At 74.4% G+C, this 15,322-nt stretch carries 11 protein-coding genes and 1 pseudogene; 5 read left to right on the top strand and 7 right to left on the bottom strand.

Annotated features, from left to right (window positions below; translation table 11 throughout):
• Nucleotides 1-123 precede the first annotated feature (123 nt).
• A complete protein-coding gene (locus tag KIK08_RS17470; RefSeq protein WP_214404230.1) occupies nt 124-627 on the bottom strand; it encodes a MarR family winged helix-turn-helix transcriptional regulator in 504 nt (167 codons plus the stop codon).
• A gap of 70 nt (nt 628-697) precedes the next feature.
• Here KIK08_RS17470 and KIK08_RS17465 point away from each other — a divergent pair, with 70 nt between their 5' ends.
• On the top strand, nt 698-1,045 hold the full coding sequence (locus tag KIK08_RS17465) for a thiamine-binding protein (protein ID WP_214404229.1): 348 nt from the start codon (nt 698-700) through the stop codon (nt 1,043-1,045).
• A 104-nt stretch (nt 1,046-1,149) separates the two neighbouring features.
• Here KIK08_RS17465 and KIK08_RS17460 read toward each other — a convergent pair whose 3' ends face one another.
• Entirely contained in the window at nt 1,150-1,443 is a 294-nt protein-coding gene (locus tag KIK08_RS17460) for a hypothetical protein (RefSeq protein WP_214404228.1), read from the bottom strand.
• 264 nt (nt 1,444-1,707) lie between these two features.
• Here KIK08_RS17460 and KIK08_RS17455 point away from each other — a divergent pair, with 264 nt between their 5' ends.
• On the top strand, nt 1,708-2,619 hold the full coding sequence (locus KIK08_RS17455) for an SCO6745 family protein (protein WP_214404227.1): 912 nt from the start codon (nt 1,708-1,710) through the stop codon (nt 2,617-2,619).
• Nucleotides 2,620-2,678: 59 nt separating this feature from the next.
• Nucleotides 2,679-3,653 (top strand): tetratricopeptide repeat protein, encoded by a 975-nt coding sequence (locus tag KIK08_RS17450; protein WP_308257694.1) that lies wholly within the window; start codon nt 2,679-2,681, stop codon nt 3,651-3,653.
• Between the two features lie 39 nt (nt 3,654-3,692).
• Here KIK08_RS17450 and KIK08_RS17445 read toward each other — a convergent pair whose 3' ends face one another.
• On the bottom strand, nt 3,693-5,051 hold the full coding sequence (locus tag KIK08_RS17445) for a neutral zinc metallopeptidase (protein WP_214404226.1): 1,359 nt from the start codon (nt 5,049-5,051) through the stop codon (nt 3,693-3,695).
• 266 nt (nt 5,052-5,317) lie between these two features.
• Between KIK08_RS17445 and KIK08_RS40000 the strand changes: the two genes are divergently transcribed.
• Nucleotides 5,318-6,529 (top strand): glycosyltransferase family 87 protein, encoded by a 1,212-nt coding sequence (locus tag KIK08_RS40000; protein ID WP_214404225.1) that lies wholly within the window; start codon nt 5,318-5,320, stop codon nt 6,527-6,529.
• A 911-nt stretch (nt 6,530-7,440) separates the two neighbouring features.
• On the opposite strand, the pseudogene glgB reads toward KIK08_RS40000, so the two are convergent.
• Nucleotides 7,441-9,630 (bottom strand): annotated as a pseudogene (gene glgB / locus KIK08_RS17435) (1,4-alpha-glucan branching protein GlgB); the annotation flags it as partial.
• 207 nt (nt 9,631-9,837) lie between these two features.
• Here glgB and KIK08_RS17430 point away from each other — a divergent pair.
• Nucleotides 9,838-11,085, top strand: a complete 1,248-nt coding sequence (locus KIK08_RS17430; protein WP_214404224.1) for a CehA/McbA family metallohydrolase — start codon at nt 9,838-9,840, stop codon at nt 11,083-11,085.
• Nucleotides 11,086-11,471: 386 nt separating this feature from the next.
• Here the strand turns inward: KIK08_RS17430 and KIK08_RS17425 are convergent, their stop codons facing one another.
• From KIK08_RS17425 to treS, 3 genes are all read right to left on the bottom strand, one after another.
• The gene (locus tag KIK08_RS17425) at nt 11,472-11,942 is read right to left on the bottom strand and encodes a GNAT family N-acetyltransferase (protein WP_308257693.1); all 471 of its coding nucleotides are present in this window, start codon (nt 11,940-11,942) and stop codon (nt 11,472-11,474) included.
• Nucleotides 11,939-13,342, bottom strand: a complete 1,404-nt coding sequence (locus KIK08_RS17420; RefSeq protein ID WP_308257692.1) for a maltokinase N-terminal cap-like domain-containing protein — start codon at nt 13,340-13,342, stop codon at nt 11,939-11,941. Before KIK08_RS17420 ends, KIK08_RS17425 begins: the two co-directional genes overlap by 4 nt.
• Nucleotides 13,343-13,496: 154 nt before the next feature.
• The gene (gene treS, locus KIK08_RS17415) at nt 13,497-15,281 is read right to left on the bottom strand and encodes a maltose alpha-D-glucosyltransferase (RefSeq protein WP_214404222.1); all 1,785 of its coding nucleotides are present in this window, start codon (nt 15,279-15,281) and stop codon (nt 13,497-13,499) included.
• Nucleotides 15,282-15,322 lie beyond the last annotated feature (41 nt).

The following is a 15,322-nucleotide window of genomic DNA, read 5'->3' as shown; positions in this document are numbered from 1 at the left end:
CGGCGGCGCGCCCGCGGCCGGGGGAAGGGGCGGACGGGCCGGGCGTGGCCGGCCAGCCGCGCGCGGCCGCCCGAGCCCCGGGAGCGGGACGGCGGTGTCGACCTGTGACCGGCCGACCCGTGCTCAATCGAAGTCGCCCGCGGCGTGGCGCACCTTGCCGAGCAGTGCGGTCAGCTGGGCCTGCTCCTCGCCGTCGAGCCCGATCAGTCCGAAGTCGACCGCGGTCACCGCCCCGGTCGCCTCCTCCATGCGAGCCGCGCCTTCCTCGGTGATCTCCACGAGGGTCGCCCGCCGGTCGGTCGGGTGCGGGATCCGCCGCACGAGGCCGTCGGCCTGCAGCCGGTCGACGATGTTGGTGACGCTGGTCGGGTGCAGCTGCAGCCGCTCGCCCATCACCCGCATCGGCAGCCGGCCCGTGCGCGAGAACGTCAGCAGGACGAGGGCCTCGTAGCGGGCGAAGGTCAGCCCGTGCGGGCGCAGCAGCGCGTCCACCGCCGACAGCAGGATCTGCTGCACGCGCATGACGCTGGTGACGGCGGCCATCGTCGTGGCCGGGCCGATCCGCTCCGACCACAGCGACGCGGCCCGCAGTATCGGATCGAACGGCAGCGGGTCACGCGGCGTCATGAACTGCGACGTTAGCAGTGCCGGATGCGCGCCTCGCGCACCCGGCGCCGGCTGGGGCAGGCTGGCGGGCATGCTCATCGCCTTCAGCATCGCCCCTTCGGGCGCCTATCCCGACGGTGTCGGTGACAGCGTCGGCGACGTGGTCGCCGAGGCCGTCCGGGTGGTCCGCGAGTCGGGCCTGCCCAACGAGACCACGGCCATGTTCACCACGATCGAGGCGCAGACCTGGGAGGAGGGGATGGACGTCGTCCGGCGGGCGGTGGAGGCCGTGCAGGCCAGGGCGCCGCGGGTCAGCCTGGTGCTCAAGGCCGACATCCGGCCCGGCCACACCGGCCAGCTGGCGGCGAAGGTCGAGCGGGTGGAGGAGGCGCTGCGCCGGGGCGCGTCGGGCGGTGGCGAGGCGGCGGGCGCCGGCTGATCGGTCGTTGTCGTCGGTCGTCGCGGTGGTCCCGGACCAGCGCTGGCCGGGGCGGGCCGGGCGCGAGGTGCGTCGCCCGGCCCGCCGACCACCCGGCTCCGGGGTCAGCCCAGGGCGATGACCAGCGTGTAGAAGAACACCCCGATCATGATCGCGGCCACGCCCAGCCCGAGGCCGATCTTGGCCTGCTTCGGGGGCGCGGTGCGGCGCAGCGCGGCGGCGCCGAGGCCGACGGCGGTCGCGCCGACCACCCAGCCCGCGATCGAGATCGGGCTGACCACCAGCGCCACGATGCCGACGATCATGGCGATCTTGCCCAGCGCCGGGCTCTCGTTGCGAGCCGTCTTGCGACGGGCGTCGCCGACGAGGCGGTCGGCGACGGTGTTGTCCGAGCTCATGGCAGTTCCTCCGGGTGGGGGTCGCGGCGCGTGCGGGCGCGGGGCCGGCACGGTCGGCGACCGTTCGGTCACTCGGTGCCTCAACGAGCCCCGTCCGGCCGCGGTGCTCCGCCAGTCCGGTGATCGTCGGGAGGCGATCGGCGGGCGGGACGCGGCGGCTGTGTGCGCACGGTCACCGCCGACGGGGCCTCGACCAGATTTACTCGGACGTCCTACATTTTTCCGATGGCGGCGACGGCGCGGCCACCGACCCCAGGAGGACACATGGCAGTGCGCGACGTCTCCCGCGCCCGGCGGCTGTGGCAGGCGCTGGAGCCCGTCCACGCGGTCACCTACTTCGCCCCCGAACCCCGGGCGGCCTGCCAGGAGCTGGGCACCAAGGGCTTCTGGATGAGCTACTTCGCCCAGCGCGGCGCGCCGCTGGGGGCCGCCCCGCCCGAGCTGATCACGGCGCTGTTCTACAACTTCCACCCGGCGCTGGTCGCCAGGGCGGTGCCCGACGTCTGGGCGGTGGCCCCGCCCGAGCGGTTCCTGCAGGTCCGGCTGTCCGCCGTGGACGCCGCGCTGCGCCGCCTGCTCGGGCCCGAGGCCATCGGCTCGTCGGCCGTCGCCGAGGCCGCAGCCATCGCGCGGGCGGCCGCCGACGCGGCGCCGACGGCCGGTCGGGCCCTGGCCGCGGCCAACCAGGCCCTCGACTGGCCCGAGCCCGCGCACCTGGTGCTCTGGCACGCCCAGACGGTGCTGCGCGAGCACCGCGGCGACGGGCACGTCGCGGCCCTGCTCACCGCGGGTCTCGACCCGGCGGAGGCCCTCGTCCTGTTCACCGCCGACACCGGGCTCGGGATGGAGTACATGAGGTCGCGGCGGGGCTGGCCGCAGGACGAGTGGGCGGCGGCCGTCGAGCGGCTCGTCGAGCGCGGCCTCGTCAGCGGCGACGGCGGCGACGAGCGCGAGGACGTCGCCATCACCGACGAGGGGCGGGCCCTGCGCGCCGAGGTCGAGGCGCACACGGACGCCCTCGCCGACGTGCCGTGGCAGGCGGTCGGGGAGAGCCGCGCCGAGCGTGTGGTCGAGCTGGCCGGGCCGCTGGTCGCGGCCATCGTGGCCGGTGGCGGCTTCCTCGAGCGCAACCCGATGGGCCTGCGCACGAGTACCCCGGTGACCGGGGGATCGTGATCCACGCCGGGAGCGGACGTCCCGCGACGCGGTCCGGCCTGACGTGCCAGGATGGATGCGTGTCCCGACCGAACTCCCGTCAGGCGGCCCCGGCGGCCGCGATGGCCCTGGCCGGCGCGGTCGACCTGGCCGCGGTGAAGGCCCGATCCGAGGCGGCCGCCGCGGCGGCCGCGCGCGCCGCGCAGGCGCCCGCGGGCGATGGCGTCCCCGGTGGCGCGTCGCCCTTCGTCGTCGACGTCACCGAGGCGACCTTCCAGGCCGAGGTGCTCGAACGCTCGCTGCAGGTCCCGGTCGTCGTCGACCTGTGGGCCGAGTGGTGCGGCCCCTGCAAGCAGCTGTCCCCGGTGCTGGAGCGGATGGCCGCGGCGGCCAACGGCGCCTGGGTCCTGGCCAAGGTCGACGTCGACGCCAACCCGCGGATCGCGCAGGCGTTCCAGGTCCAGTCCATCCCGATGGTGATGGCCGTGGTCGGCGGGCAGCCCGTCGACGGCTTCAACGGCGCGCTCCCCGAGCCCCAGGTCCGCGAGTGGATCACCCGGTTGCTGGACGCGCTGCGCGACCGCATGCCGGCCATCCGCCAGGCCGAGGAGGGCGTGCAGGGCGAGGAGCCGGCCGAGGAGCCGGAGGACCCGCGCTTCACCGCCGCGGAGGACGCGCTGGAGCGCGGCGACTACCCCGCGGCCGAAGCGGCCTACCAGCAGATCCTCGCCGTCGAGCCGGCCAACGAGCAGGCCAGGGCCGCGCTCGGGCAGGTGCGCTTCCTGGCCCGCGCCGAGCGGGCCGACCCGTCGGCCGTCGCGCGCGCCGCCGCGGCGCCCGACGACGTCGACGCGCAGCTCGCGGCGGCCGACGCCGAACTGGCCGCCGACGCGGTCGAGGCCGCGTTCGACCGCCTCGTCGCCACCGTCGCCCGCACCGGCGGCGCCGACCGCGACCGGGCCCGCGAGCACCTGGTCGGCCTGTTCGAGCTGTTCGCGCCGGACGACCCGCGGGTCGCGAAGGCCCGCCGCTCGCTGGCGCGCGCCCTGTTCTGAGCCCCCGAGCCGCTGGTCCGGCCGGTCGAACCGGCCGGATCAGCCGGCCATGCAGGAGGTGGAGCCCTCCAGCACACCCGCTCGGAACTGGGCCACGCGCTCGAAGCCGTACTCGTCGGGCGGCGACTCGCCGTCGGTGTCGCGCGCTGCCCAGGAGTCGGTCAGCAGCACGGTGATGGCCTCGTCGAGGTCGCCCGGCGAGAGGGAGAAGCCGCCGACCGGGTCGATGAGCCGGCTGGTGTAGGCCCCGGCCAGGCAGAGCGCGGTCTCGCTCGCCGCCGTCCCGGTGGTGGACTCGCCGGCCGCGTCGATCGTGGCCATCGCGTAGCGGCTGGCCAGCAGGGTGCCGGTGGCGTAGTCGCCGAGCTGCTCGTGCAGCTGGGCCAGCTCCTGGCGGTCGATCGAGAGCGTGCCGTCCTCCGGGCAGAACCGGGTGGGGCCCTGCGCCTCGAGGTCGCCCGGGTCGCAGGAGAGCGACTCGCCGATCACGGGCGGGACGAACCCGGGCACCAGCGTGCCGAACCACTCGCCCGCGTCGGTCTCGACGGCGTCGAGCAGGTCGGTGAGCGGGAGGTTGCCGCCGCGGGCGAGGTCGGCGGCCGAACCGAACCGGCGCTGGGTGAACTGCCGGTTGTCCAGGGTCATCTCCGCGCACCGCACGGCGCCGTCGGTGAAGCCGTCCTGGAAGGCGGAGACCCGGTCGAACGCGTTGCCGTGCGCACCCTCGTCGTCGGGCGCGACGCCGAGCGGGTCGCGGAAGCCGACCAGCGCGAGCATCGCGTCGTCGAGCTCGACCTGCCCCATCGGCAGGCCCGGGATCGAGCGCTCGCGCAGCTGCGCGACGGCCATGCCGGCGTAGCAGTCGGCCTGGGCCTCCAGCAGGATCGTCGGGTACTCGGCCGGGGAGCGGGCCTGCAGCTCGTCGAGGCCCAGCCTGCTCTGCACCGCGTGGCCGATCTCGTGGGCCAGCACGACCGTCACGCCCGCCTGGCCGAAGCGCTCGCTCAGGTCGGGCAGCAGCCCGTCGGCGTCCCAGGCGATGGCGTCCGCCGACGGGCAGTAGAACGCCTGGCCGACGACCTCGGAGATGTTGCGCACGCACGGCGGCTGATCGGTGCGGGGGTCGTCGGTGTGCACCGGCACGGTGATCGTGATCTCCTCCCACCGCTTGTCGAACGACCGGGGGAACTCGTCCTGCCAGATCTCCTCGACGGCCCGCACCGCCGCCGTGCCCAGCTCGATCTCCTCCTGGGTGGGCGTCTGCCCGACCCCGGAGGTGGCGTTGCCCGCGGCGACCGCGCGCCCCGGGACGACCTGGGTGCACCCCGCCACTGCCGTGAACGCCAGCGCCAGAGCGGCTGCTGCGGTCACCGGGCGGAGTCGGGCGGGGCTGCGCACGGACCAATCATGCCCCCGGTCGTGCGTCGCCGGGGGAGGGGCTCCGAGACCCGTCGGCGGCGCGGATAGCGTGGACGACCGTGCCGCCGATCGACCCGCCCCGGCCCGCGGCCGGGGACCACGCCACCGACAACGCTCCGACCAGCATCGCTGCCGTCGGGGCGGGGGCCGGTGCGCGCATCGGGACCCCCGCCCGGGACGGCGACGATGATCGTCCGCACGACGCAAACCCGCCAGGTGGTGGGAAAACGCCCCGCGCCGGGGGGATGAGTGCTGCCGCCCGGGCGGCGGCGTGGCTGGTGGTGGCCGCGGCGCTGGTCACGGCCGTCGTGCTCACGCTCCGTCACCCGGACGCCCTGGTGACGCTGCTGCCGTCACCGGACATGCGCGAACTGCACGTCGACTTCGACACCTTCCGCGCCTCGGCGGTGGCACTGGCCCACGGCGACGACATCTACGCGACCCCGGCCAAGCTGCCCAACCTCAACCCGCCGCTGCTGTCGGTGCTGCTGCTGCCCTTCGCCGGCCTGGACCCGCTCACCGGGTACCGGATCTTCGCCGCGCTGATGCTGCTGACCGCGCTCGCCTCGGTGCTCGCCGTCGCCCGCGAGCTGCGGCTGCCCCCGGTGGTCCAGGTGGGCGCGGCGCTGGCCGTGCTGGCGTCCTCGCCGCTGCACGGCACGCTGGTGCTCGGGCAGATCTACCCGGTGCTGCTGGCCGCGATGGTGGCCGGGTGGATCGCCGAGCGGCGCGGACGACCGGTGCTCGCCGCGGTGCTCTACGGCGTCGCGGTCGCGCTGAAGCCGTCGCTGGCCCCGGTGCTGCTGCTGGCCGGCGTGCAGCGGCGCTGGTCGGCGCTGCGCGCGGGGATCGCCTCCGCCGCGGTGGCCACGCTGGTCGGCGTCCTGGCCGCCGGGCCGTCCAGCGCGTTCGCCTGGCTGCACCTGGCCCTCGACCAGGTCGCCCCGGACGTCCCGGACAACGCGTCGCTGCCCGGCCTCGCCGCCCGGTTCGGGCTGCCGTCCTCGCTGGGCACCGCGCTCGGCGTCGCGGTGCTGGTCGGCACCCTGGCGTGGTGCGGGTACCGCCGCGACCGGGTCGATCCGGTCGGCACGGCACCGTGGGCGGTGCTGGCCGCCGGGCTGCTGCTGGCGCCCATCGCCTGGCACAACTACCTGATGCTGCTGTGGCCGGGCGTGCTGGTCCTGGTCGTGCTGGGCCGCGGGCCGGCGGCCGCCGCCGCGCTGGCGGTGGCCGTCGTGCCCGTGTCGTGGGCGGGGGAGTGGCCGCCCGAGGGGGTCGGCCCGGCCGCGTCGGCCGTGGCCCACTCCCTCTACTGCGCGATCCTGCTGGGTTACTGGGTGCTGCTGCTGTCGTCCTCGTCGCGCCGGTCGTCGCGCGTCGAGCCGGTGCCGTTGGGCTCGGACGGCCGCCAGCCCGTCGAGGTCGGCTCGTCGAAGGGGCCCGTCACCGGCTGAGCCGGACCCTCCGTCGTCGGCTCCTCCTGCACGTCCGCGTCGAACCGCTCCCACGGCGTGTACGGGTTGCGCCCGCTCGGCGCGGGCTCGTCGGTCGCCGGCTCCGACTCGACCGATCCGGCGGACGACGGCTCGGCCTCCGGGGCCGCCCCAGGACCGGGGGTGTCGTCCTCGTCGACGGCCGGCGCCGTCGGCGGGAGCGCGACCGGCGGTTGGTGCCCGGTGGGCGAGGACCACGGCCGGGTCTCGGACGTGGCCCCGGCGGACTCCTCGGCCTCGGTCGGGCTGGTGACGGCGGGCTCGTCGGCGGCCGGGCCGTCGTCCGCGGGCGCGTCGGAGACCGGCTCCTCGGCGGCGGGCTCGTCGGACGGCGACGCGCTCGGCACGGCGGTCGCGGGCTCGGCCTCCACCGGGAGCGCCTCGTCCTCGACCGCGGGTGCCTCGTCCTCCACCGCGGAGTCCTCCACCGCGGAGTCGGTCGTCTCCTCCGCGACCGCCGGCACCTCGATCGGGTCGGTGGTGGTGCCGGTGGGGCCATCGGGCTCCGGGTCACCCACCGGCGGGATGACCGGGATCGGCCCGGTGGGCGTGTCGTCGGTGAAAACGGTGTCGTCGGCCAGCGCCGTGTCCTCGCCCGGCCGCGGCGCCCCGGGCGGCACGCTCAGCCGGTCGGTGGCGGCCGCCGGCGCCTGGGCGGCGTCGGTGTCCAGCACCGACTCCTCCGCTGGCGGCACGACGTCGGGCCCCGACGTGCTCACGCCCGCTCCCGGGCGCGCGTCCTCGAGGGCCTCGGCGACCGCGGCGGTGCCGGGCAGGTCGCCCGCCCCCGCCCGCGCCTCGGCCTCGGTGGGCACGCTCTCGGTGGTGGCCGCGGCGATGGCGTCGGCGCGCCGGACGGCGCCCTCGTAGGGCTCCGGCACCAGCCACAGCACACCGGACGGCGGCAGCTGCAGCACCGCGGACGCCGGCCGGCCGTGCCACATCCGGCGCTCGGCCTCGACGGCGCCGAAGTTGCCGACGCCCGACCCGCCGTACACGTCGGCGTCGGTGTTGACGACCTCGCGCCAGCGGCCCGCGAACGGCAGCCCGACGCGGTAGTCGCGCTTGGGGGTGCCGGAGAAGTTCGCGACGCAGGCCATCACGACCGGCTTGCCGTCGGCGTCGACGCCGTGGCGCAGGAAGCTGAGCACGTTGCCGGCGGCGTCGTTGGCGTCGATCCAGGAGAAGCCGTCGGGGGTGGTGTCGCGCGTCCACAGCGCCGGGTTGGCCCGGTAGGCCCGGTTCAGGTCGCCGACCAGCGCCTTGATGCCGGAGTGCAGCGGGTCCTCCAGGAGGTGCCAGTCGAGCGAGCGCGACTCCGACCACTCGCGCTCCTGGCCGAACTCACCGCCCTGGAACAGCAGCTGCTTGCCCGGGTGGGCCCACATGAACGCCAGCAGCGCGCGCACGCCGGCCGCCTTGTTCCAGGCGTCGCCGGGCATCCGCGTCCACAGCGACCCCTTGCCGTGCACGACCTCGTCGTGCGACAGCGGCAGCACGTAGTTCTCGCTGAACGCGTACATCAGCGAGAACGTCAGCTGGTTGTGGTGGTAGCCCCGGTAGACCGGGTCGCGCCCGACGTAGTCGAGCGTGTCGTGCATCCAGCCCATGTTCCACTTCAGGCCGAAGCCCAGACCGCCCAGGTGCGTGGGCCGGGAGACACCCGGCCAGGCGGTGGACTCCTCGGCGATCGTCATCGCCCCCGGGAAGTGGCGGTAGACCAGCGCGTTCATCTCCTGCAGGAACGCCACCGCGTCCAGGTTCTCCCGGCCGCCGTGGACGTTGGGCAGCCACTGCCCCTCCGGGCGGGAGTAGTCGAGGTAGAGCATCGAGGCGACCGCGTCGACCCGCAGCCCGTCGATGTGGAACTGGTCGAGCCAGAACAGCGCGTTGGCGACCAGGAAGTTGCGCACCTCGCGGCGCCCGAAGTCGAACACCAGCGTGCCCCAGTCGGGCTGCTCGCCGCGGCGCGGGTCGGCGTGCTCGTACAGCGGGGTGCCGTCGAACTTGGCCAGCGCCCACTCGTCCCGCGGGAAGTGCGCCGGCACCCAGTCGATGATCACGCCGTAGCCGTGCCGGTGCAGGTGGTCGACGAAGTAGCGGAAGTCGTCCGGGCTGCCGAACCGCGACGTCGGCGCGTAGTACGAGGTGACCTGGTAGCCCCACGACCCGCCGAACGGGTGCTCGGCCACCGGCAGCAGCTCGACGTGGGTGAAGCCGGTCTCGTCGAGGTAGTCGACGAGCTGGTGGGCCACCTCGCGGTAGCCCAGCCCCGGCCGCCACGACCCGAGGTGCACCTCGTAGACGCTCAGCGGCTCGGCGTGCGCCTGCCGCCCGGCCCTGGCCGTCATCCACTCCTGGTCGCCCCACTCGTGGGCGGGGACGTGCACGACGGAGGCGGTGGCCGGCGGGATCTCGGTGGCGAAGGCCAGCGGGTCGGCCTTGTCGCGCCAGCGCCCGTCCTGGCCGAGGATGCGGAACTTGTAGCGGGTGCCCGGCTCGATGCCCGGCACGAACAGCTCCCACACCCCGGCGCTGCCCAGCGCGCGCATCGGGTGCGCCCAGCCGGACCAGCCGTCGAAGTCGCCGGTGACCCGAACGCCCTGCGCGGTCGGGGCCCACACGGCGAAGCTCGTGCCCGTGACCGGGCCTGCGGGCGTGTCGTAGCGGCGGACGTGCGAGCCGAGCACGTCCCACAGCCGCTCGTGGCGCCCCTCGCCGATGAGGTGCAGGTCGACCTCGCCCAGCGTGGGCAGCCAGCGGTAGGGGTCGTCGACGATGTCGACGCGCTCGCCGTAGCGCACGGCCAGCCGGTAGTCGGCCGGCGGCCCCGGGACCAGGCCGGAGAACAGGCCGGCCTCGTGCACCTTGACCAGCGGGAAGCCCTGGCCGCCCTCGCGGACGACGTGCACCTCGTCGGCGTGCGGGCGCAGCGCCCGGATGACCGTGCCGGAGGGGTGGGGATGCGCGCCCAGGACCGAGTGCGGGTCGTGGTGGGCACCGCCCAGCAGGCGGTCCACCGTCGCCGGATCGGGCGGGCACGCGTCGACCGGTTGGTCCAGGGTCTGGGTCGGGTTGTCCTCGCGATCCACGTCGGCACCCTATTGCGAGAGGTCCATGGTCGCCGAGCCTGGCGGCAACGATCGGGCCGCTGTTCGCCCGGTAGAACCCCCCTCCGGGTGCATCCGGACGGGCCGGCGGCCACCCGGTGATCGTCCGGCCGCCCGGTGTCCGGGGCGCGGCACGCCGCAAGGCACGATGGAGCGGTGGTGGACGGGGACGAGGGGGCGTCGGACGGGTTGCTCATCGCGGCGAGCCCGGCCGAGCACGCGGGCGACGAGCGCCGCTCACTCGTGCTGCCCCGCTCCGGGGAGCGGCTCCTGCACGCCGACCTGCACAACCACACCCTGCTCTCCGACGGCGCCGGCCGCCCGGAGGACGCGTTCGGCTCGATGCGCGCGGCCGGGCTCGACGTCGCCGCGCTCACCGACCACGCCCACGGCGAGAGCGTCTCCTACACGACCATCGACGACGCCGACTGGCGCTGGATCGGTGAGCTCGCCGACGCCGCGTACGAGCCCGGCGCGTTCGTCGCGATCCGCGGGTTCGAGTGGACCAGCCACACCCTCGGCCACATGAACGTGTGGGGCGGCCGGCACTGGACCCGCCCCCTCCCGCTCGCCGAGGACGGCGCCCGCAGGCGCTTCGCCGTCCCCCCGGGCCCCCCGGACGCCCCCGCCGCCGTCGCCGCCTTCTACGACTGGCTGCACACCGACCCCGACGCCGAGGGCGGCGGCGGCGCCGACGCGCTCGTCTCGTTCAACCACCCCGGCCGCGAACGCGCCCGGTTCGGCCGGTTCCGCTTCGACGGGCGGATCGTCGAGCGCGTCGTCGGGCTGGAGATGTTCAACCGCGGCGACGACTACCTGTTCGAACGCGTCGACATCGGCGGCACGTCCCCGCTGGTCGAGTGCCTCGACGCCGGCTGGCGCGTCGGCCTCATCGGCGTCACCGACGAGCACACCCCGCACTGGGGCTTCCCACCCGGCCTCGGCCGCACCGGGATCTGGTCCCGCGGCTTCGACCGCGCCTCCGTGCGCGAGGCGATGCTGCGCCGGCGGCTGTTCGCGACCCGGGAACGCGGGCTGCGGGTCGACGCCGTCGTCAGCACGGCCGAGGGCCCGCGACCGATGGGCTCGCGGATCGCGCACGACCGCGGCGACCTGCGCTTCGAACTCGACGTGCACGGCGCCGAGTGGATCGGGCGCACGGTGCGGGTGCAGGTGCTGCAGACCGGGCGGCCGTTGCCGGACGTCGTGGCGGAGACGGAGTTCGTGGTGCCGGCGGAGGGGACGACTCGTCTCGTGGCGCCGGTCGACCGGGGGGACGGTGACTGGGTGGTGCTGCGGGTGACGGACCCGGGTGGGCGGGGGGACCCGCGGGGGCGGAGGTTCGCGGGGTACCGGTCGGCGGGGCGGGCTGTTGCTTATCTGAGCCCGTTCTTCCTGGGGGAGTAGCTGGTCTGGGGGCGCGGCGGGTTGGCGGCCTCCGGCTTTGGGGGCCTCCGGCGGCGCCTTCGGCGAGATGCCTCCGGCGGCGCCTTCGCGGCGGGCGACCTCGGATCGAGCAGGGGTCGCCCCATGCCGTCCCGTCGGCCCCGGAGGGCAGCACACCATGTGATTCGGGGTCCTCGCAGACCTGGCGGTGTGCTCGCAGCCCGCCGGCGGGCTGCGACGGCACAGTCGGCGCTGCGACACCCACCCGGCGCTGCGAGGACACCCGGCCCACCCTCGCCGGCCGCGAAGCGGCCATTCCACCCTCGGAAGCCCCTGCTTGATCAGAGGTCGCCCGCCACGGAGGCGCCGCCGGAGGCCCCTCGAAGAAGGCCCTCAAGAACGGCGACTCACACCAATCGCCGCTCGAAGCACACCGACAGCTCCGACCCCACGTACGCCCCGAACAGCGGGATCTCCGCGTACCCCTCGCGCCGGTAGAACCGCTGCGCGTCCGGCTGCTCCGTGCCGGTCTCCAGCCGCAGCGTCGTCCAGCCGCGGTCGGCGGCGGCGGTCTCCAGGGCTCGCAGGACGGCGGTGGCGACGCCGGAGCCGCGGGCTGGTGGGGTCACGTACATGCGCTTGACCTCGGCTGTTGCCTCGTCGAGGCGGCGCAGCGCTCCGCAGGCGACGGGTTCGCCGTCGGGGGCGAGGGCGACCACGAACAGGTCGATGTCGTCAGCGGAGGGGGCGGGGCCGGGTTCGTGGTCGTCGGAGCCGTAGCGGGCGTCGAGCTCGGCGCGCTGGGCGGCGCGCAGGGCGGCGCCCGCGGGGTCGTCCCAGTGGCGGTGCTCGATGGTCCAGCGGGTGCTGGTGCTCACCGGTGGACGGAGCCGCTGTCCGCCTCGGTGGTGAGCCTGCGGATCACGGCGAGCGGGATGTCGACCCAGGTGGGGCGGCTGCGGGTCTCGTAGAGGACCTGGTAGACGGCCTTGTCGAGCTCGAAGGCGCGCAGCAGGGCCGCGTGCTCGCGGGGGTCGATGCCCGAGCGCAGGGCGTAGCCGTCGCAGAAGGCGGAGCGGTTGCGCTCGCACCACTCGTTGGCCCGCCACACGAGCTGCGACTCCTGGTCGAGGGACTGCGGGGCGGGCTCCCACTGCAGCAGCTGGTGGAACGCGGCGTAGTTGAACGAGAAGAGCATGCCGACGACGTCGCGCATCGCCGAGTCGGGCAGGACGCGCTCGGCGAGGCCGGCGGCCGGCTCGCCCTCGAAGTCGATGATCAGCCAGCCCGTCGGCGTGCGCAGGGTCTGGCCGAGGTGCAGGTCGCCGTGCACGCGCTGGGTCGGGATGGAGCTGCCCATGGCGGCGACGGCGTCGTAGGCGGCGCGGATGGCGTCCACGTAGGGCGCCAGGACGGTCATCTCCCCGGCGGTCGCCGACAGCCTGCGGTGCCAGCCCTCGGCGAGGTCGCGCGGGTCGCCCTCGCTCACGCCCAGTGCGCGGCGCAGCTCGTCGTGGACGACGGCGACCGTCTCGCCCAGCCGGGAGGCCTCGCCGGCGAAGTCGCCGCCGACCTCGTCGGCGCGCAGGTCGGCCTCGGCGAGCAGGTCGCGCACGCTGCCCAGGGCCATCCGCCAGCCGTCGGCCGAGTTGGCCGCGAAGTCCTGCACCATGGCCAGGGTGGTCGGCTCGCCGTCGAGCTCGCCCTCGATGGCGCCCTGCAGGGCCGCGACCTCGTTGCTGTCGACCGAGCGCAGGGCGCGGTGCAGCTCCAGGTCGGGGTTGAGCCCGGGGGCGACCCGGCGGAACAGCTTGAGGATCAGCTGCTCGCCCCAGGACACCGACGTGTTGGACTGCTCGACGCCCAGCACGCGCCCCGAGTACTCGGTCTCCAGGGTGGCGCCGGGCTCGGGGACGAACGCGACGGGGCCGATGCGGCGGCCGTCGCGGATGGCGGCGAGCAGCCAGTCGGTGATCTCCTGGTCGCCCAGGCCGTCGTAGGCGACGAGGTCGCCGACGCGGCCGATCTCGTGGTGCTGCAGCTCGCCGCGCAGGTGCTCGCGGCGCCCGACCATCACCTGGTAGTGCTGCACCGGGGAGCCGTCGTCGAACTTGACGGCGAGCACGACCTGGTCGAGCAGGGGCTCGCCGTCGGTCAGCAGCGGCGTCGCGGAGTGCACGGAGACCGAGCTGAGCGGGCGCCCCTTGGCCGCGAACCACCGCTGCCGGGGCAGCCAGTACTCGAGGAGAGCGGGGAGCTCGTGGTTCAGCGCGGTCACGTCCTGCCCTCCAGGCGAGCATCGGGAACGGGTGGGGACCGCCGCCGGACGGGAGCCGGCTGCGGCGCGGCGGAGCATTGATCCCGACAGTAGCCGTGATCGCCCGGTTCTTCGGGTTGGAGCGGCGCGCGTGGCCCGGTCGGTGATCGGCCCGCTACTGCCCGGAGCGCTCGTCGCTACCCGGGGTGATGGAGAACCAGTAGAAGCCGTGCCCGGGCAGGGTGAGCAGGTAGGGCAGCTCGCCGATCCGCGGGAACGGGACGCCGCCGGTCAGCTCGTAGGGCACGGACCCCTTCCACGGCGACAGGTCGAGCTCGACGGGCTGCGGGAAGCGGGACATGTTGTTCACGCAGAGCACCCTGTCGTCGCCGTGCGAACGCACGTACGCCAGCACGGACGGGTTGCTGCCGCCCAGCTCGTTGTACTCGCCCATGCCGAACGCGTGGTGGCGCTTGCGGACCTCGATCATGTGCCGGGTCCAGTTCAGCAGCGAGGTCGAGGAGTTCATCTGGGCCTCGACGTTGACGGCCTGGTAGCCGTACAGCGGGTCCATGATCGCCGGCAGGTACAGCCGGCCGGGGTCGCAGGTGGAGAACCCGGCGTTGCGGTCCGGCGACCACTGCATCGGGCTGCGCACGCCGTCGCGGTCGCCGAGCCAGATGTTGTCGCCCATGCCGATCTCGTCGCCGTAGTACAGGACCGGCGACCCGGGCAGCGACAGCAGCAGCGCGGTGAACAGCTCCAACTGGTTGCGGTCGTTCTCCAGCAGCGGGGCCAGCCGCCTGCGGATGCCGATGTTGGCCTTCATCCGCGGGTCCTTGGCGTACTCCGAGTACATGTAGTCGCGCTCTTCGTCGGTGACCATCTCGAGGGTCAGCTCGTCGTGGTTGCGCAGGAAGATGCCCCACTGGGCGCCCGACGGGATGGCCGGGGTCTGGGCCAGGATCTCCGATATCGGGAACCGGTTCTCCCGGCGCACCGCCATGAAGATGCGCGGCATCAGCGGGAAGTGGAACGCCATGTGGCACTCGTCGCCGCCGACGTCGGGGTCGCCGAAGTACTCGACGACGTCGGTGGGCCACTGGTTGGCCTCGGCGAGCAGCACCCGGCCCGGGTACTCGACGTCCATGACCTTGCGGCAGCGGCGCAGGAAGTCGTGGGTCTCCGGGAGGTTCTCGCAGTTGGTGCCCTCGCGCTCGAACAGGTACGGCACCGCGTCCAGCCGGAACCCGTCGATGCCCAGGTCCAGCCAGAACCGCAGGACGTCGATCATCGCTTCCTGGACGTCCGGGTTGTCGTAGTTCAGGTCGGGCTGGTGGGAGAAGAACCGGTGCCAGTAGAACTGGCCGCGCACCGGGTCGTAGGTCCAGTTGGACGTCTCGGTGTCGACGAAGATGATCCGCGCGTCCTGGTACTGGGTGTTGTCGTCGGACCAGACGTAGAAGTCGCCGTAGGGCCCCTCCGGGTTGCGGCGGGACTCCTCGAACCACGGGTGCTGGTCGGAGGTGTGGTTCATGACCAGGTCGGTGATGACGCGGATGCCGCGCTTGTGCGCCTCGTCGAGCAGTTGCACGAAGTCGTCGACCGTGCCGAACTCGGGCAGCACGGCGCGGAAGTCGCGGATGTCGTAGCCGCCGTCGCGCAGGGGCGAGTCGTAGAACGGCGGCAGCCAGATGCAGTCGACGCCCAGCCACTGGATGTAGTCCAGCTTCTCCGTCAGCCCGCGCAGGTCGCCGGTGCCGTCGCGGTTGGAGTCGCTGAACGCCCGCACCAGCGCCTCGTAGAAGACCGCCCGCTTGTACCAGTCGTGGTCGACCTCGAGGGTCCGCGCGTGGTCGTAGTCGGCGGCGGAGGTCTCGATGAGCTGGTCGTCCTCGTCGGTGTTCGGGTAGCCGTCGGCGAGCGTGGTGTTGGGCGCGGCCTTCTGGTCGGTCGACATGGAGGTATCAGGTCCCTACCGGACGGGGGCGAGGGGCATCG

Origin of the sequence: Pseudonocardia lacus (assembly GCF_018531445.1) — a bacterium.
Classification (GTDB): Bacteria; Actinomycetota; Actinomycetes; order Mycobacteriales; family Pseudonocardiaceae; genus Pseudonocardia; species Pseudonocardia lacus.
This window is presented reverse-complemented; position numbering and strand designations above follow the sequence as displayed.